The organism is Candidatus Acidulodesulfobacterium acidiphilum, assembly GCA_008534395.1.
GTDB lineage: Bacteria > SZUA-79 > SZUA-79 > Acidulodesulfobacterales > Acidulodesulfobacteraceae > Acidulodesulfobacterium_A > Acidulodesulfobacterium_A acidiphilum.
Window position 1 is genome coordinate 42582 of sequence record SHMQ01000010.1, and the last position, 18140, is coordinate 60721.

General features: G+C 30.1%; 15 protein-coding genes. 11 read left to right on the top strand and 4 right to left on the bottom strand.

Annotation, left to right across the window (positions count from 1 at the left end):
- The first annotated feature begins 1 nt into the window (after window position 1).
- From EVJ48_04700 to EVJ48_04720, 5 genes are all read left to right on the top strand, one after another.
- The gene (locus tag EVJ48_04700) at window positions 2-2212 is read left to right on the top strand and encodes a hypothetical protein (protein RZV39495.1); all 2211 of its coding nucleotides are present in this window, start codon (window positions 2-4) and stop codon (window positions 2210-2212) included.
- 36 nt (window positions 2213-2248) lie between these two features.
- Window positions 2249-3193, top strand: coding sequence for a hypothetical protein (locus tag EVJ48_04705; GenBank protein RZV39496.1), 945 nt, complete (start codon window positions 2249-2251; stop codon window positions 3191-3193).
- Window positions 3194-3214: 21 nt separating this feature from the next.
- Complete coding sequence (locus EVJ48_04710) at window positions 3215-6313, top strand: hypothetical protein (protein RZV39497.1); 3099 nt, start codon at window positions 3215-3217, stop codon at window positions 6311-6313.
- Between the two features lie 9 nt (window positions 6314-6322).
- Window positions 6323-7630 (top strand): hypothetical protein, encoded by a 1308-nt coding sequence (locus EVJ48_04715; GenBank protein ID RZV39498.1) that lies wholly within the window; start codon window positions 6323-6325, stop codon window positions 7628-7630.
- 173 nt (window positions 7631-7803) lie between these two features.
- Window positions 7804-8550 carry a Bax inhibitor-1/YccA family protein gene (locus tag EVJ48_04720; protein ID RZV39499.1) on the top strand — a complete coding sequence of 249 codons (747 nt, stop codon included), beginning with the start codon at window positions 7804-7806 and terminating at the stop codon, window positions 8548-8550.
- 10 nt (window positions 8551-8560) lie between these two features.
- Here the strand turns inward: EVJ48_04720 and lexA are convergent, their stop codons facing one another.
- From lexA to EVJ48_04740, 4 genes are all read right to left on the bottom strand, one after another.
- Window positions 8561-9283, bottom strand: a complete 723-nt coding sequence (gene lexA / locus EVJ48_04725) for a transcriptional repressor LexA (protein ID RZV39500.1) — start codon at window positions 9281-9283, stop codon at window positions 8561-8563.
- Between the two features lie 58 nt (window positions 9284-9341).
- A complete protein-coding gene (locus EVJ48_04730) occupies window positions 9342-10199 on the bottom strand; it encodes a site-specific DNA-methyltransferase (GenBank protein ID RZV39501.1) in 858 nt (285 codons plus the stop codon).
- The gene (locus EVJ48_04735; GenBank protein ID RZV39502.1) at window positions 10189-11016 is read right to left on the bottom strand and encodes a hypothetical protein; all 828 of its coding nucleotides are present in this window, start codon (window positions 11014-11016) and stop codon (window positions 10189-10191) included. Before EVJ48_04735 ends, EVJ48_04730 begins: the two co-directional genes overlap by 11 nt.
- Before the next feature lie 133 nt (window positions 11017-11149).
- Window positions 11150-12184 carry a CRISPR system precrRNA processing endoribonuclease RAMP protein Cas6 gene (locus tag EVJ48_04740; protein RZV39503.1) on the bottom strand — a complete coding sequence of 345 codons (1035 nt, stop codon included), beginning with the start codon at window positions 12182-12184 and terminating at the stop codon, window positions 11150-11152.
- Between the two features lie 251 nt (window positions 12185-12435).
- Between EVJ48_04740 and EVJ48_04745 the strand changes: the two genes are divergently transcribed.
- The 6 genes from EVJ48_04745 (at window position 12436) to EVJ48_04770 (ending at window position 18140) form a co-directional block, all read left to right on the top strand.
- On the top strand, window positions 12436-12738 hold the full coding sequence (locus EVJ48_04745; protein RZV39504.1) for a nucleotidyltransferase domain-containing protein: 303 nt from the start codon (window positions 12436-12438) through the stop codon (window positions 12736-12738).
- Window positions 12738-13235 carry a hypothetical protein gene (locus tag EVJ48_04750; protein ID RZV39505.1) on the top strand — a complete coding sequence of 166 codons (498 nt, stop codon included), beginning with the start codon at window positions 12738-12740 and terminating at the stop codon, window positions 13233-13235. The genes EVJ48_04745 and EVJ48_04750 overlap by 1 nt, the downstream gene beginning before the upstream one ends.
- A 31-nt stretch (window positions 13236-13266) precedes the next feature.
- Complete coding sequence (locus EVJ48_04755) at window positions 13267-13626, top strand: hypothetical protein (protein ID RZV39506.1); 360 nt, start codon at window positions 13267-13269, stop codon at window positions 13624-13626.
- Window positions 13627-13648: 22 nt separating this feature from the next.
- A complete protein-coding gene (locus EVJ48_04760; protein ID RZV39507.1) occupies window positions 13649-14713 on the top strand; it encodes a hypothetical protein in 1065 nt (354 codons plus the stop codon).
- 171 nt (window positions 14714-14884) lie between these two features.
- On the top strand, window positions 14885-16027 hold the full coding sequence (locus EVJ48_04765; GenBank protein ID RZV39508.1) for a hypothetical protein: 1143 nt from the start codon (window positions 14885-14887) through the stop codon (window positions 16025-16027).
- Window positions 16020-18140 carry a DUF87 domain-containing protein gene (locus EVJ48_04770; protein ID RZV39509.1) on the top strand — a complete coding sequence of 707 codons (2121 nt, stop codon included), beginning with the start codon at window positions 16020-16022 and terminating at the stop codon, window positions 18138-18140. The genes EVJ48_04765 and EVJ48_04770 overlap by 8 nt, the downstream gene beginning before the upstream one ends.

Below are 18140 nucleotides of genomic sequence, written 5' to 3' on the forward strand. Positions count from 1 at the left end.
TATGAATAATGATAATTTAAAATATCTTTTTTTTAAAGCTTTTGTTCCTGATAGTACTGCACATTATTATACGAACAGCGCCGATAAAGTATGGATTCACGATTCAGGCAATGTAGCAGTGCTTGCAGACGGAGTATCGGGTTCTTCCGATCCGGTTAAATCCGCAGATTATATAGTAGAAATATTAAAAAATTTTAGTTATGAAGAAAATAATACTGAAAAAATAGATTTTTTAAATACTTCGCTTAATGAAATAATATTAAAATTAAACAAACATTTAATAGATAAAGCTAAATATGAAAACCTTAAATTATATGCCGTAGTAGTTATAATAAGGAAAATCGAAAATGTAGTCGAATTTGCCTGGGTAGGTAATCCTCGTTTGTACCAGATAAATCCAAATTCTTATAAAGATGATCAAATAAAAAATGTTATACCGATAGAAAGCCAACCTATAGAAGTTATAGGATTTAATGAAAGTATATCGCCAAACAGTCAAGTAATTAATTTAGAGCAAAATAGCGATTCATTTTTTATATTATCGACGGACGGAATAGATTATGAAAAGTTAAAGAAAATAGACGTTAAAATTTTAAATTCAAAAAAAACCGAAAAAGACTGGAAAGATTTAGGGAGAGATATTGCATCTGAAAAAGACTGGGCTTTTATAGTGTTTCCTTACGAAAATAGACTGGGTTATATAAAACAGGAATGGCCTTATAATCCATTTGTGGGAAAACAAGAAGAATATGAACATGAAAAGAAAGGTTTGTCCGACATAGCCGACGTTTTATTTAAAGATAAAAATTTTGACGGCTTTAAAATAGTCGGGTCAAATCCTATGATAAACAAAAATGGTAAAATCAGAAGGTTTGACGGAATTTTAATAAGTCCATTAGGTATATATTTATTAGAATTAAAAAATTATACAGGAAAAATAACAATGGATATGGATAAATATCTGGAGTTTTCCGAATATATGGATAATAACGGTGAATTACATAAAAATAAAGGAAATAATAAAGCTAAAAATATAATCGAGATAATTAACATATTTGCCGATAACATAAAAAAAACTGCCGGAAAAATTTGCTTAAATAATGTTGCCAACAATTTCATAAAAAATGGTTTATTTATTTTTACGAATAGCGATTTAAACGTCGAGTGTATAATTGATCAAGTATCGCGTCCTATACCGATAAAGTATGGAGAGGTAATTATAACAAAAATTATAGATATTCCTGAAATGTTGAAGAAAAATTTTAATGATTCTAAAATTAAAGATAAAAATAAATTAACCAAAGAAGAAATAAATTTATTGAGCGAAACTTTAAATAATGCGATATTTGAAGAAAAAACGGTTAATAATGAAACTGATTTTAAAACAATCGGCAGGTTTAAATTTGATTTGATGTCAGGGGAAGACATTTATCAATATTTAAAAATTTACAAAGGCCATTACGTAGAAAATAAAAATAAAAAAATATTAGTTAAAGAATATAAATTGACTACAATGGCTAAAGGGAATGAAGAAGAAGAAAGAAAAAGATTAGAAAGAGAACTTTCTGCGCTTCAGGACTTAAGAAATGTAGACGGTTTACAAAATTATATAGATAAATTTTATGAAGAAAGTTATTTTTATGTTATTTTGGAAGATATAGGCGGCATAACTCTTGTCGACTGGCTACAAACAAAGCCGGAAAGGATTCAAAAGATTGCAGTTTTAAAAAAATTATCCCAAATTTTATTAGAGCTTCACAGAGAAAATATTATCCATAGAGCTATCACGCCTCAAAATATAATTATTAAAGAAGCAGGGGCTAAAGGTGAAATATTGCCATATCTTACTAATTTTGAATTGTGCCATCTTGAATATTTGCCTACTATAGCTCCTGAAAATAGAAGGTCTATAGATATTAAATTTCAGGCAAGGGAAGTTAATACGCCAGGCGATATTGTAACGACTTCCGCCGATGTCTATAGTTTTGGAAAGATAGTCTGTTATATTTTAAGCGAAGATAATTCCATTCCTTTCGATTCATATATAGACCTCAATAAATTTTTAAAAAAGAAAAATGCGTGGCCCGATTACATAAAAAAAATGGGTCTCGATGAAAGTTGGTTAGATAACATAAAAAGAATGTTGTCTATGGATCCTGCCGAAAGACCGTTAGGAGAAGAACTTGTTGACTTAGTATCCAAAATTAAATAAAATTTTTAATTATAATTTCATAATTTAATAATTAAAATGCTTTTAAAAGTAAAAAACGAAATTAAATTTGATAAAAGTATAAAGTTTTTGATTTTAGATGAAATATATCCTATGAACGCATGTACAGGGAGAAGTTTATATAAGGTTAAAGATTTAAATACGCATCTTTTTTATTCCCTTAAGGTTTTTGACCTTTCTTTAAATACTTTAATTGCAATTAAAAAAGAAATTGTTGCATTAAATATGTCTCTCGATATACCCGAAATTTTTCCCAAGGCAAGATTTATTTTTGAAAATCAAGAATTTGCTTATTTGTTAATAGACTGGTGCGAAGGTATTACGCTTAAAAAATATTTAGATAAATTTCCTTTATTTAATAAAAATGAAGAATTAGATTTAAATGAATTTAAAAGAAGATTGATTATTACGGAAAAAATTTTTGAAGCGATAATGCTTATGTATAATTCAAAAATAATCCATAGGGACATGAAGCCGGAAAATATAATAATTCAGTTTAATGATAAAAAAGAGTTCCGAAAGATTATGATAATAGATTTCGGTCTGGCAAATCAAAAAAGAAACAGTGAAGAAGAAGGTACGCCTGAATTCCAATCTCCGGAGCAGTTTTGTAAAAGAGATTTTAATTTAACCGATAAGACCGATATTTTTTCTTTAGCAAAAATTATTTGTATTTTTTTTGATATTAAAGGAATAAGATTGTATCCAAACGACGCTTTGACAAATTGGAAATCAATGCCCGAGATAAATTTACTTGGCTTATTTTTGGAATACCATAAAAAAAAGAAAAAATTTTCCGAAGAAAAAATAAAAGATATTGAAAATATTAATATCGATTTGAATAATGCAATAAGAAAATGCTTGTCGTTTAATCCGTCAGAAAGACCTTCAGGCAAAGAACTTTATTATTTTTTTATTTTTAATGTAAAAAATAAAATCAACAAATATTTAAAAGATTATTAATTTTTATTTTTAGTTTAAACTATGAATAACATCGATTATGATTTTTGGGGTAATAAAATTGACGATTTTAATAACCCTATAGTTTTTATTTATAACACCAAACACGCAAAAATAAGTGAATGGCCGACTCGCCAACCTGAATTTTATGAAGCTTTAAATGATTTGCAAAAAAGCGGTTCGTGTTTTATAAGTATTAGTAAATTCGAAAATAGCATAAAAGAGAATTTTTCCGTAAAAATAATTTATGGTTTATATCTTATTCAAGGCGTAATAAATAATAACGAAGGTAAGCCTTTAAGATTATATTTATCTAATAATGGTATAAAGTTTGCCTCACCTAAGAAAAAAGCCAATATAATCAAATATGGTTTTAGATTAAGGCATAAAGGCATTTTATTGGTTACCGGCGATAATTATAGAACGCGATTTGAAAATAAAAATTTTTGGAATAGTTCGGATTATTGCTTATCTTTAATCAAATTAGCCGAATCTCATAATGCGCGAAAGGGAAATATTAATGAAAGCGATAATGTTGGTGAAGAAACAGACGAAGCAGAAGAGATAAGCGAAAGCGAGACTCATTATTTAGAAAATGTTAGTCAATTCGTAGAAGCAGAATATGAGGTAGAAAAAAATGCCGCTTCCTCAATACCTCCATTTTCCTATGTAAAGGTTAAACCTACGCCCCATATCACGTCTTTAAAACAATATTTCTCTTTCGAATTAGGAGAAAGCGATTTTAAACGCATAAAAGAAATTAAGCCCTCTTTTTTAAGAATAGAATTAAAAGGCGTTAAGGACAATAATGAAGATATATCCATAGAAGTTTACGAAATTACAAATAAAAATAATATTTTTGAACTTATCGGCATAATTGACAGACAGATAAGCTTAGAAGAGATTCCGCCTAACGGTAATCTGTATTTATCTGCCTTGCCGACGTTGAAAAATGTCAGGCTGTCGGTTTTGGATAGTTTGAAAAAGAATCTTTCGGCAAATAAATGGATATCTAAGGTAATTAGCAATCAATATTCTTATATTCCGTTAAAAAATATAATGGATTATAAAAACGATAATGTCTTAATAAAAATGGGGCTTAACCCGTCGCAGGCAAAAGCTGTTATAAACGGAATTAACACTCCCGATTATTCTTTGGTGTTAGGTCCTCCAGGCACGGGAAAAACGACCGTTATAGCTCAATGGGTTAAATTTTTCAGCGATTACGGCATGAGAGTCTTAGTGTCTTCTCAAAATAATAAAGCCGTCGATAACGTACTTGCCAGATTAAAAAAAGATAAATCGATAGAATGCGTCAGAATAGGAAATGAAGCTAAAATTAGCGAAGATGTAAAAGATTTATTAATAGACAATTACGCAGTAAACATACAAGAAAAGATATCAAATCAAGTTCAAATTTCAATAGACGAAATAACCAATGTAATAAATTATTTAAAAAAAATAAGCGAAGTATTACCTGATTATTTAAAATGTCAAAAAGAATTTTCAGAATTAAATAACAGCATAAGCAATTTAAAAATTAAAATAGATAAAATAAAAAATAAACTTGAAAATTATTATGTAGAAATAAAAAATTTTTCATCTAAAAAATTAGAAAATAATAAAAAAATTATTGAAAATAACGATAAAATATCGAACTTAAAAGAAAAAAACATTGAAGAAAATTTATTTAAAAAAACTTTTGGTTTTTTTAATAAAGCATTTTTAAGCGCAAAAAAAACTTATTATCAATTTAATGAAAAAAACTATGTTAAAAAACTTGAAAAATATGATAAAGCAAAATCTTTTAATGAAAAATATTTAGAAGATCAAAATAAAATTAAATTTGATTTAGAAAAAAGAATCCAAGATATAACTAATAAATTACATAATTATAATGAAATAAAATATCCTATACACTTAGAATCGTTAAATCTATATAAATTTCCTTCAGATATATCAGGAAACATCGAAGAAGATATTTTGCTTATTAAAGGACAAATAGACAATTATTTAATGGTTTATGAAATAATTAAAGGCTGGAAAAATGAATTGCAAAATATAAGACAGCAATCGATGTACAATATGTTATTGTCTTTGGTCGACGTAGTCGGCGCTACATGTATAGGAATAAACACTACAAAAAGCTTCAGTAACGTAAATTTCGACGTAACGATTGTCGACGAATCCGGGCAAATACAGATACAAAACGTCATAGTTCCGCTTTCAAGAGCTCCAAAAGCAATTTTAGTAGGAGACCATAAACAATTGCCTCCGGTAATAGATAATGCATTAAAAGACGAAGTTGTATCGCGTATAGGCGATGACGATAAATACACGATAGACTTGCTAGAAAAAAGCTTTTTTGAAGTATTGTGGAATAATTCTCCAGAAAGCAGGAAAGTAATGTTGGATACGCAATTTAGGTGTCCAAAAATTGTGGCGGATTTTATCTCGGAAGCATTTTATGAAAATAAATATTTTTCCCACGAATCTACTTCAAAAAGAAAACCGTTTAAGGATTTATATAAGTCGTCGTTAATTTTTTTCGATACTTCAAATGTTCCGGGCAATATAAAATACGAGTCGTCCTCTAAAGGAGAGGACGATATGTTAAGCGTAACCGGAAATAAATTGGAAACTAAAATAATTCTTTATATTATAAAAATGATTCAGGATGCAAACGCCGATGACGACGAATTTGATTTAGGCATAATATCGCCTTATAAAAATCATGTTAATGAAATCAAAAAAGCTATTAAGGCGGAAATAAATAAAAACAATATAAAACAAATAAAGGAACTGGACGATATCGTTGCTACGGTAGATAGTTTTCAAGGTCAGGAAAGAGATATTATAATTTTTTCTTTCGTAAGGTCTAATGAGCGAAATGCAATAGGTTTTTTAAAAGATTGGCGCAGGTTAAACGTGGCTATGACAAGAGTAAAGCAGCAATTATTTATGGTAGGAGATATTAATATGCTTTCTTCAGTAAAGCAAAATAAATACAAAATTGATCCTATGGAAGTAAAATTTAGGGAATCGATGAATTTTTTAAAAGAGTTTTGTAAAAAACAGAATATGCTTATCGATGTAAACGATATATTAAATAACATAAAATAGGTCATACATATGATTAACAAAACATTTGTAAGTTATTATAACGATACGTTAAACTTGATAAACGAAGGGCATAAAATAATTTTTGCCAAAGAATCTTATTATCCTGTATTAGAAATAGAAGCTGAATTGATAGAACGTAACAGAGAGGAATTAGGCGGTCTTGAATTGGTTATTTTAAAATTGGTCGAAAAAAATGTCGGTTGTATCTCTGATATTTCAAAGCTTGTAGGCATATCCTCCGTAAAACTTAAAAAAGTAATTGAAAATTTTTTAGGCACAGGATTAATAACGGAAAACATTAATGCTTTAAATAAAAAAGAATGTTTATTGTTGACGGATTTAGGAAAAATGGCAATAAACGAAGGCGCAATGCTTGCAAAAACGACTAGATCTTTTTATTTTTGCGGTATTACCGGACAATTAATGCCGGCCGATTTTTATAAAATACAACCTGTAGATATTGATTTACTCCCTGTAAATATAAAACAGAAGCTTTTAATTGATAATTCGGAGCAATTGTCTATTAACGCTAATTTTAAATCAGTCATAGGAAATAAAAAAAAATTTAATATACCGGACGAGGCGATAGATATTAAATTAACCGAAAATTCAGCACCTGTATTTTTCCCAGGTTTTTTAATAATTTATATCGATAAAAATACAAAAAATAAATTTTCTATTTTTACGCTCGGCATAAAAAATTACGAAATTCTAATGATGAATGATAAAATTTACGATACCTTTATTTCTAAAAATATATTGCCATTCGGCTACGATACTGGATATAGCCATGAGATATCGATAAACTTAATAAAAGAAAAATTACGTTTAATGGGCTGCGTCGTAAATAATATTAAATATAGCGGAAATATTGGAGAGCCTGTAAATGTAGGCATAAGTCAATTAGACGATAAGTTTTATAGAGAATATTATAGGACATATAATAAGCCTTATATTTTTTTATTCGGTAACGATAAATATCCTCCCGTTACCATTGGAAATTTTTTCGTAAATAAAAGCGGAAACAATTTAAACGACAAAGGATTAAACCAAGAAATTTTAAACGGTTATCCTTTGAATTTCAATGTAGAAAAAGGAGCATTGTATAACGAAGTTAGCATTATAAGGGAATATGCAAATATAGAAATTTTTTTTTATAAAAATAAAGATAGAAGCTTAAAAGGTCAACACTTAAATATTAAGAATTTAATTAAACAAAAATTTGAAGAGAAAAATATGGATATTAAAGAATTAAGCTCTATTTTTAAAAAAATAAATTATACACGTGGTTTAAAAATTTTAGAGGATGCAATATAGGAACATAGGATATTTATTTTTTTAAAGTTGCAATCAGATTTAATTTACCGATTTCAGCATTACCGATTTCCGCAATTTGACTTCAGGTTAAAAATTGATTTATAATATTACAATATAATTTTGCTTAAAATGTTTTAAATTAAAATATTTATAATAAAAAGGAGATAAAAGTTATGCCGTTTGGAAATAATAATTTTGGCATTGGACAGGGGCCAAGAAGTTACGATTACGATATTACGCGCGGAAGGGCTGCTACGCAGGAGGGTCTGTCGGATTTTTTCAGGGGAGTTTTTACATGGATGACGATAGGTCTTATGCTTACGGGTTTTATATCTTATTTCGTGGCGATGGATAAACCTTTGGTGGGCTATCTTTATACGCACGTTATGTTGTTTTATGTCTTAATGGGAATTCAATTGGCGGCGGTTTTAGGCTTGTCTTTCGGAATCAATAAATTGCCGGCGGATATTAGCGAGGCTATATTTTTATTTTATTCCGCTCTTACCGGAGTAACTTTTTCTTTCATTTTTTTAGTATATACGAATCAGTCTATAGAGGTAGTATTTTTTCTTACCGCAGTGTCGTTTGGGCTTCTTGCGTTTTTAGGCTACACGACTAAAAGGGACCTTACGGAAATGGGTAACTTTATGATGATAGGGCTTTTTGCGATAATAATAGCTATGGTGGTAAATTTTTTCCTTCACAGTTCAACCCTTATGTATGTCGTATCTATTCTTGGAGTGGTAATTTTCTTAGGTCTTACTGCTTACGACATGCAGAAACTTAAACAGATATACTTAAGCGGTTCGTTTGATACAAGAAAAGAAACCGTTATGGGTGCTCTTACCCTTTATCTAGATTTCATAAACTTATTCCTTATGCTGCTTACATTATTCGGCGGCGGAGGCAGAAGAAGGTAAAAATTAGGCATTAATATTTTCTAACAAGGCCTATGAGTTCTCCTATTATTTTAACGCTATTTTCTTTTAGGACGATAGGTTTGAATGCAGGGTTTGCAGGTATAAGTTTAACAGTGCCGTCATTTAGCTTGTAATATCTTTTTAGAGTAGCTTCATATCCTTCAACTATGGCCGCCACTATCTTGCCGTTGGGAACTTCTTCGGTTTTTTTTAAAATAATAATATCTTTGTCTGCAATCATATCTTCAATCATTGAATCGCCTTTGACCCTAAGAGCGAATAACTCTCCAGAATGTTTAGAGACAAGCCAATTCGGTATGGTAATAGTTTCTTTCATTTGAACGGCTTCTACCGGATAACCTGCCTGAATATATCCGTATAGCTGTATAAAATTAGTATTATCCTTTTTATATAAAGTATCTTCTTCAAAAGAAACCTCTATAGGCATAGATAACAATTCATATCGTTTATTTTTTATATCGTTTGTGCAATGATTATTTAAATTAGTTTTAGCTTTAATATATTTTTCCGTTAGAAATAGAGATCGCTTTTTACCCTGAATTGTATCTATTAAACCACGGCCTTTTAAAGCTTTTATATGTTTAGAAACTGTGGATTTAGAAGATATGCCGATTCCCTGGCATATCTCATCATAAGATGGGGCATAACCCTTTTTACTTTCGTAATCTATTATAAAGTCGATAATATTTTTTTGTCTTTTGCTTATCATCATAAAAATATTGTTTATAGTTTATAGTTAATGAATTTATAAAATAAATTTTAATTAAGCATTAAGATAAATTAATATTAAATATGTCGTCATAATATTTTGAAGAAACGTTATCCGAGCAATTTTTATTAATTTTTTCTTTTTTATATTTAAGCCTATATTCTTGAGGTATATAGCCGTTATTTTTTATTCTTTCCAATATCATATCGTAATAAATTTTATCAATTTCTGCCGAGATATAATGCCTGTTCAGTTGTTTGGTTAACAGTATTTCGTTGCCGGAACCACCAAAATGAATTAAAACTATATCGTTTTCTTTAGTAGAAGCTTTTAAAATTTTTTCCGTTAATCCGATAGGTATCTGGCATGAATGCATTGTTTTATATTTAGATACGTTTTTTACTAAATCATAATATAACCACGAATAAGGCATTCTGCCCTTTGAGCCGTTTAATATATTTTGTTTAATCCTTTTATCGTTTGGATTTAAATATTCTTCGGCTACCGAATTTTTAAACCATTGATTATTTTTAGTTTTTGTGCAATGCAATATAGTTCTGTGTGCCGTGGTAAATCTTTTTGGCGAATGCCCAATGTTTGTATTGTAAATCCATACATATTCATGAACGTCGTAGCAGGCTTTATCTAAATATTTAATCCATAAAAAAGAGTTTTGTTTTGGATAGTTTATAAAAAACATATTGCCGGTATCTTTTAATATCCTATAAGATTCTTTTGCAAGTTCTATATACCATTCGATATAATTTTCAAATTTTTTAGTATATATATTATTATTATATTTAATTCCTACATTATAATCTGGATCGCTATAAATCATATCTATAGAATTATCGGGTATTTTTTTCATCATATTAATGACATCTTCATTAAAAATATTATCTAAAAAATCAATAATCATAAATTATCCTCCTCTTTTCAAGTACATATTCATTTTTTTGAATAAGCATAATTGAATTTATATCTTCGGGATCTTCAAATACATAGTTGTATAGCCTTACTTTTGAACCATTTGAAGTTTTAAGCCTCAGTAAATAACATGCGGTAAGTTTCTTTATATCAAGTTTGTTTGTTAATTTTAAATTATGATAATATCTATAAGGATTATATAATTGAAAAATATTAAAATTTTTAATCCAATTAATTGAATCTACAGTATTTTTGCCTTCAAATATTGTAACGAATCCATAATTTTCCATCGTTAAATCTATTTCTATCTGAAGATTTTCAAAATTCATTTTTAAATTTTTACCAATGAAATAATTAAATGATACGCCTCTTTTTCTTTCGCTCGTATATATTTTAGGATTAGCTGCTATATCCTGATATAGAAAATCATGAATTATCCTGTGATTGAAACAAAGCGATAATGCGCTGCTTTCTGAAATTGAGAAATCGTTTAAAATACTGGGACGATAAGGCCACTTGATAACTTCATCTTCTTTTATAGGTTCGAACTCATGGAATACTTTATTTAAACCTTTAATGAAACAATGTTTTCCTTGTCCTATATGCGCTATAAAATAATCCTCCTTTAATAAAATCTCCGGATATTTTGAAGTATTATCAAGTTTAGTGATATCATAAGGATTTGTATTTAAATTATATTTTTTTAGGATTTTTTTTATTAAATCGTTATCGAAAATGAAATTATTTTTCTTTTTACAAATATTAAATATTTCAGCTACAATATCTTTCTTGGATTTTTTATTATTCATATAAAAAAGCAACTTTATTTTTAGATTATAGAATAATTATATCGAACATTAGGCGAACATGTCAACTAAGATAATAAAATATAAGTTTATTACATATAAATGCTCTAAATAATATAATGTATAATATAAGAATTTATAAGATAGACGTTATGGAGTATTTACCGTGTCCGAAAGTCGTGTTTTTTCCGATATGCGTCAATTCGCCCAGCCTTATAATCCATAAATATTCAAACGGGACTTTTTCGAAAGATAAATCGCCTATGAAACCGCTTAATTTCATGTGAGTTTTCTGCCTATTGGAATATCTGTCAAGAGAATACCATTTTAATGATTTTTTGCAATTTATAGGCATTGATTTTTCTATATAATAATTGAAATCTAATTCTAATTCCGGTTGTGGTTCGTTATTTAGGATAGATTTATCCGTATCGTCGATGTTACGGTTAATGCAGTGGAAAAAATTTAAATTAGTTATTCTTCTTAAAGTGTTTCTGATATACATATGAAATTCCGGTTCCGAAACAAGCTTTTCGTTGAAAATAATTCTGGTCGGCGTTATAAATTTTAAATTAACGGAAAAATTTTCGTTATTATTTTCTTGAATGAAATCATCGATTGCATAAAAATCGTTCAAAGGTTTAAGCTCGTCGTTTTTATAATAATATAACAATTCGCCGTCTTTATCGTTTATTATTTTAGTGATTACAAACTTGCCTTTTTTCTGTTTGCCTATGCCTTTTTTCCCCGCAAGTCCGAAAGAATACGCAAAATATGGGAATAAGGAAATTGCCTGTCCTATCAGTATTAACGAAAATTTTATTATTTCGTTTTTTTTGTAAAAATTTTTTTGGTCCAGAGGCGGTTCTATTACATACGGATGGGGAACGGCTGAATAATTGCGTAATTTCAGCGAATTAGACGGCGGAGGAGAATCGAATACTTTTTTAAACATGCAAACTTTATCAAAACTGCAGCTGTTGCATTCGCCCGTATGCGATATGCACATAACGTCTTTGAAAATATGTCCGAATACGCTTCTGAAAGTAGAACCTTTATATTCGGGGAGAAAAACGTCGTTTTCGGCTTTGATTTCAAAGTTAATTTTTGCGGCCTTGAAATCTTTAAAGATTTTTTTTATATCCGATAAATTATTACTAACTTTAACCATAAAAGTAATATAGCATATTAAAAGATTTTTTAAAACTTAAAACAACATTGTTTAAAGATGAAAAATATTTTAAATTTTATATAATTTATTTATTGCAATAGCTATTTTCATTAATATATAATCTAAAATATATAATCTAAAAATTAATCAGTAAATAAAGTAAAATATTTTGAAAAACGATAAAGTTTATTTGTTTTGATTAAGATTTAAGATAACAAGAAAGTAAATTATTCTTATACGGAACATAAATTATGAGATTGACGGAATATGAAATTAAAGCGATTAAGGAAACAGCCGTAAAATTTTTCGGCGCAAGCTCAAATGCATATATATTCGGCTCAAGGGTTGACGACGCTAAAAAAGGCGGAGATATCGATATATTTATAGAAACTGATAAAAATAAAGATATTTTTGAAAATAAAATAAAATTTTTAGTCGAGCTTGAAAAAAAAATAGGCGAGCGAAAAATTGACGTGATAATAAAAAATATTGATTCCGACGAAAATTTGCCTATATATAAAATAGCTAGAACGCAGGGGGTGCTGCTTAAATAATGGACGATGGACATGAATTAGACGTAAACCGCTTAAAACTTTTAAATTACATAGAAGAATGCGACAGGCATATAGTTAAAATAAAACATGCTTTATCGAAAATGGAAAATTTTATGCCTCTGACGTTAGCTGATTATCGGTCTTTATCGGAGGATGACAAGGAACACATAGATCAACTTATATTCAGATATTCGAAATTACAAGATGTAATGGGAGAAAGACTATTTACTTCAATATTAAAAAATTTAAAAGAAAATTTTGATAACAAACCGTTTCGCGATTTAATCGACAGGTTGGAAAAGTTAGAGATTATAGAAAGCGCAAATGATTGGGATGAACTTAGAAAATCACGGAACATTTTATCGCATGAATATTCTTCGGAAGAAAATGAATTAGTTATGAATATTAATACGGTTTACGAAAAATTAGTTCCTAAAATATTTTCTATTTATGATAAAATTATATTTTATATTGAGAATAATATAAAACTGGATTAATATAGAGTTTGTAAATAAGGAGTTTTTATATATGCTTGAATTAGACTTGTCTTTAAATAGCGAAGAAATATATAAAGGAGTGGAAATTGATAGTTTTGGTGGACGCAAATCTTTCACGGTTAATCAGGAAAATTTAGATATTATAGGTAAAAATATTACCGAATATATAAAAAGGCGGAAAGAAGAATATAAAAACAAAGACGAAAGGCGAAATTCCGAAAACGAGAAAAATGGAGATATTACTGCAGCCGGAGGTTTTAACGATTGCGTTGTTTTAACCGGTGCTACCGCTATTCCTGTGTATTTAGTAGCATTTCATATAGTAGTTCATAGTTTTCACGAAGTAAAGTATAAAAACGAAATGTATGAAGTAGTAGTAGCTAAACATTAATATATTAATAAATTTTTAACCTATGAAAAAAAATAATATTTTTAAAAAAATTAAAAATAATTTGCAAGCTTGGTTTAGTTTGGCGCTTTATATTTCTGCTTCCCTTGTATTAATAGGCGCAATATCTATATACTACGATGATTTTTTAAATTTAATATGGAACAATATTGTATTTAAATTTTTGCTTAGTGTCGGTTTATTATTCATCTTTCTTATTTTAACGAATATTGCCAGAAAAAGATTTTCAAAAATATCTATTCCCACGGAAAGAGATCTCGTTGAGCGCAGTTTTAAAGCTTTAATACTGCCTGTTTCTAAGGCAAGGGTAGAAATATTATCTGTAGATACAAATAACGATGTAATTAACATTAAGTATGAAGATAAAAAAATATCTATAAATAAAAATACAATCAATAAAATTTTAAATTCAGAAGATAACGAAGCTAAACATGAAAATTACGCAAATTTTAAAAATTGGCAGCCGCCTTTAGTTTCTATTTTAAGGAATTTAAAAATAGATAACGAGAAGGGCGGGATCGAACAATTATGGCTGTTAGGCTCCGCCGATACGGCGGTAAATCCTAAAAAAAAGCAAAATGAAAGCGGCAATAACGATAAATCAGATGAAAAACCCAATATAGCAAAAGGGTCGGCACGCGAATTAAAATTTTTTGTTCAAATTCTATTATTTTTTTTCAAAGATAAATTCGATATATATGTTTTTGACTATAAGAATAAAGAAAAAATAAAAATAGACGAAAAAAATTTAAATATTCTATCTGATGAAAAAATTATCGATAATATTGCGGTAGATTTCAATGATTTTGAAAAAGTTCATGAAACGTTTAAAAGAATAATTTCGAAAATTATAGAAACTGCTAAGGAAGAGAATGAGACTTGTTCGTCGCAGAAAAGGATCAAGGAACATGAAATAGCTATAGATATTACCGGCGGACAAAAACCTATAAGCGTAGCGGGGGCGGTATCTACGCTGGAATATAAAACCAAAATAATCTACATAGATACAAATAATATACCGAATATTAAAGAAATAGACGCGACTATAGAAAACGAGCCCGATTTTTAAAAGTATTTATCTAAAAATTACTTATTAAAATATTTTCGATTTATGATAAAATTATATTGTTATATTTTATATCGAAAAGAAATATAGTCTAAAAGAAATTAATATGTACAATAATGCATTAAAATTATAAATTAATAAAAAATATACTTATATAAAATATCTTATATCCACATGCTTTCCGACGACAATTTGGATTTAATAAGGTCTCAGATAGAAACGGCTTATAAAGCTACCGAAGAACCGGTAGTAAAACAGCTGAGGAGTTTTGCGGTAAAAATTAAAGACGAGGTAAAGATTTTAAGGCCTTATACTGCTACCGCTGTATCTTTTGTTTCCGCGGACGGCGGAAACAACAATATAAAATTTAATCCCTGCGTGCTGGAACTTGTAAGGATTGTGGATTCAAGGGGAGTTCAGTGCGCTATCGATCCTATTTTCGGTAATTCCAATTTAAACGATTTAAACGAAAGGGTAGAAAGAATTACGCCTTTAAAACGTTTATGCGACGATCTTGATTTGGAGAGGTTGAGCGATATTTCTTATTTATTGTCGGGAATGGGACAGCCGGAAAAAACGGCTTCGGCGGTTAAAATTTATCGCGATATAGTAGAATGGGCTATCCTGTATGATTTTTTGTTTAACGAGTGGGGCAATAATACTATAATAATACGAGAGGGTTTGCTGAGGACGAAATCGATTAAAAATACTTTATTCCCCATTTTAGACAAAAAAATAAAAGAAAAGTGCATCGAACATAAACAAAAAAGAAATATAAACGTAAACGTAGTAGGCGTGGCAAAAGAAAGCGCCGTTATCAGCAGGCTTTCGCTGGCGCTGGCTTTGGAAAACGTTTTTAGGCTGCCTTATCCATGTTACGTTAAAGTACCGGATGAAATAGAACAATACTGTTATAATTACGACAGGACATGGTTTAATACTTTTGAAGAATTTTCGGGGAGCGAAGAAAATCAGTCTTACGCTTCAATGGGAAAGCTATTTCTCGTAAAATTCGGAGACGGACCTTTCGATCCTGTTTGGCCGGTGGACATTGCCGTCTGGGACGTAGAAAATGCCGAAATGATTCTTGGGCAACTGCTGCATGACGCAAGATTAGGGTTTCCGATACCGGATTTCCCCCTTAGCATTCAAAACGCCCACGGACATGCAAAAATTAACGGAATTGAGGTGGAAATGATAGAAGATATGCTCATAGAAGGAATAAGCAAAACGCTTCCCGATTCCGAAAGAGAAAGTATATACAGAATAAAATACCTTCACCGCAACTTAACAGGAGCAAGATACAAAAATGCTTGAACTGTTTGCAAAATCTGATTTAATGGGTATATTTAAGGGTTCAGTCGAATCGGGCTATGAATTTTCCGCCGAAGTCGTAACTCCTTACGATGCTCGTATGCTTGAAAGGCCACAGTTGGGTCAATTTTTATTAATAGAGCTTGCTAATCCTATGGAGGCTTCTCTTGCCAGAATAACTAATTTTGCTCCGGCAGGACTTCTTTCGTCGGTAGAAGGCGAAGATTATATTATGGCTCTTCAAAAAAGAGGACAAACCGTACCAGATGATTTAAAAAAAGATAAATTGAAATACAAGGTTCAGATTAAACTTCTTGGAGCGGTTAAAATTGCCCAGACCGAAAATCAATCGAGCGATAAAATTATTTTTATACCGTCGTTGCGCAGAATACCGCATCTTGGGGCGAAAGTTTCCCTTCCCAGCGATGCAGTATTGCGGGAGTTATGCTCTTTGAGCCAAGGAGAAACCGATTTAGGCAATTACGTGCTTGGTGAATTTATTTATTCAGGAAAAAGCGAAAATCTAAACCAGGGCGGCAAAGATTATATTTCTAATTTTCAGTATATCGAGCCTAACCTCAACGTAAAATTTAATATAAATAATCTGGTTTCTAAAAGGTCCGTCGTATTTGCAAGGGCGGGTTACGGTAAGTCGAATCTCATAAAGTTTTTAATTTCGGAACTTTATAAAGAAAACGGAAAGTATGCTTTAACAGACAAAAATAAAAAAGTAGGAACGCTAATATTTGACCCCGACGGCGAATATTTTTGGCCAGATAATAAGGATAGGCCGGGTTTGTGCGACGTGCCGCACCTTAAGGACAATATTGCGGTTTTTACGAACAGAAAATCTATAAATACATATTACGGCAGTTGGAAGGCGGGAAACGTTAAACTAAATATTAAGTCGCTTATGCCCAGAGACGTTATAGGTATAGCAATTTCTCCAGATAGGCAAGAGCAGCAAAACATTATTAAATTAAAAAGCCTTAAAAAAGAACAGTGGATAGAACTTGTAGATATTATAGAAAGAGATAGAATGCAGGCGGACGAAAAAAAGATAGCCAGGATTATGGGTTACAACAAAGAAGCCGTCTCCGGTCAGTCCGCCGAAATTAGCGCGGCAAAAAGCAATATGTATAATCTTGTAAGCCATTTGCACGACCCTAACAGCAGGCTGATAGAAGAAGTCGAAACTTTGCTGAGAGAAGGCAGGGTAGTAATAGTCGATATTAGCTTGCTTAGCTCGACTGCAGGCTATAACGTGGCGGGGCTTATAATTAGGAATATATTTAATTATAATCAGGAAAATTTTACCGGAGACGGCTCTTCTATTCCTGTTATAGCGATAATAGAGGAGGCTCAAAGCGTTTTGGGCAAATCCCTTTCCGAAACAAGTCCTTTCGTAGAATGGGTTAAAGAAGGCCGCAAATATGATTTGGGTGCTATTATGGTTACTCAGCAGCCCGGTTCGATTGCTCCGGAAATATTAAGCCAGTCGGACAACTGGTTTGTTTTTCACGTTTTATCGGAAGGAGACGCATCCGTTTTAAATAGATATAATTCTTTTTATTCAAAAGATATTATTTTAAATATTATAAACGAACCTATAATCGGAAACTGCTATATGTGGAGCGCTCCTATTCAGCCTTTTGTTCTGCCTGTCAGAATACGCAGTTTTGAAAGTCTTTATAAAAAATATATAGTAAAAGAAGATAATCGGGAAAGTCGGGAAAAATATGAAAATTCACCTGCGTTGCTTGTAGTAAAAAGAGCTCAAGAACGATTAAAATTAATGGCGGAAAAAATATTCGAACGTATAAAAAGTGAATTAAAAAACAATAAGTTTAAAACTCAAGACTTTCGCGATAAAAATAAAATAGGAATTTATCAGGGCAGATTATATTATATAGTTAAAGAATTTAAAGAAAAAGAAGAGTTTAAAGACGAAATAAGGAAAGAAGACGATTTATACATACCTTTATTTAGCTGTATATTCGACTGCAGCGAAGACGAAATTGAAATATTGGAAGGCGTGCATTTTATGAACGGCAAAGAAGAATCAAAACCTTTCGTATGCGTTCCCGTCGATAAATGGAATGAAAAAATGAAATAA

Bases quoted from the DNA above. Each gene is read 5' to 3' on its own strand.
- EVJ48_04700 (RZV39495.1), top strand. From the start codon at position 2: ATGAATAATGATAATTTAAAATATCTTTTTTTTAAAGCTTTTGTTCCT.
- EVJ48_04735 (RZV39502.1), bottom strand. From the start codon at position 11,016: ATGAATAATAAAAAATCCAAGAAAGATATTGTAGCTGAAATATTTAAT.
- EVJ48_04730 (RZV39501.1), bottom strand. From the start codon at position 10,199: ATGATTATTGATTTTTTAGATAATATTTTTAATGAAGATGTCATTAAT.
- EVJ48_04760 (RZV39507.1), top strand. From the start codon at position 13,649: ATGAAAAAAAATAATATTTTTAAAAAAATTAAAAATAATTTGCAAGCT.
- EVJ48_04745 (RZV39504.1), top strand. From the start codon at position 12,436: ATGAGATTGACGGAATATGAAATTAAAGCGATTAAGGAAACAGCCGTA.
- EVJ48_04755 (RZV39506.1), top strand. From the start codon at position 13,267: ATGCTTGAATTAGACTTGTCTTTAAATAGCGAAGAAATATATAAAGGA.
- EVJ48_04765 (RZV39508.1), top strand. From the start codon at position 14,885: ATGCTTTCCGACGACAATTTGGATTTAATAAGGTCTCAGATAGAAACG.
- EVJ48_04750 (RZV39505.1), top strand. From the start codon at position 12,738: ATGGACGATGGACATGAATTAGACGTAAACCGCTTAAAACTTTTAAAT.
- EVJ48_04705 (RZV39496.1), top strand. From the start codon at position 2,249: ATGCTTTTAAAAGTAAAAAACGAAATTAAATTTGATAAAAGTATAAAG.
- EVJ48_04710 (RZV39497.1), top strand. From the start codon at position 3,215: ATGAATAACATCGATTATGATTTTTGGGGTAATAAAATTGACGATTTT.
- EVJ48_04715 (RZV39498.1), top strand. From the start codon at position 6,323: ATGATTAACAAAACATTTGTAAGTTATTATAACGATACGTTAAACTTG.
- lexA (RZV39500.1), bottom strand. From the start codon at position 9,283: ATGATGATAAGCAAAAGACAAAAAAATATTATCGACTTTATAATAGAT.
- EVJ48_04740 (RZV39503.1), bottom strand. From the start codon at position 12,184: ATGGTTAAAGTTAGTAATAATTTATCGGATATAAAAAAAATCTTTAAA.
- EVJ48_04770 (RZV39509.1), top strand. From the start codon at position 16,020: ATGCTTGAACTGTTTGCAAAATCTGATTTAATGGGTATATTTAAGGGT.
- EVJ48_04720 (RZV39499.1), top strand. From the start codon at position 7,804: ATGCCGTTTGGAAATAATAATTTTGGCATTGGACAGGGGCCAAGAAGT.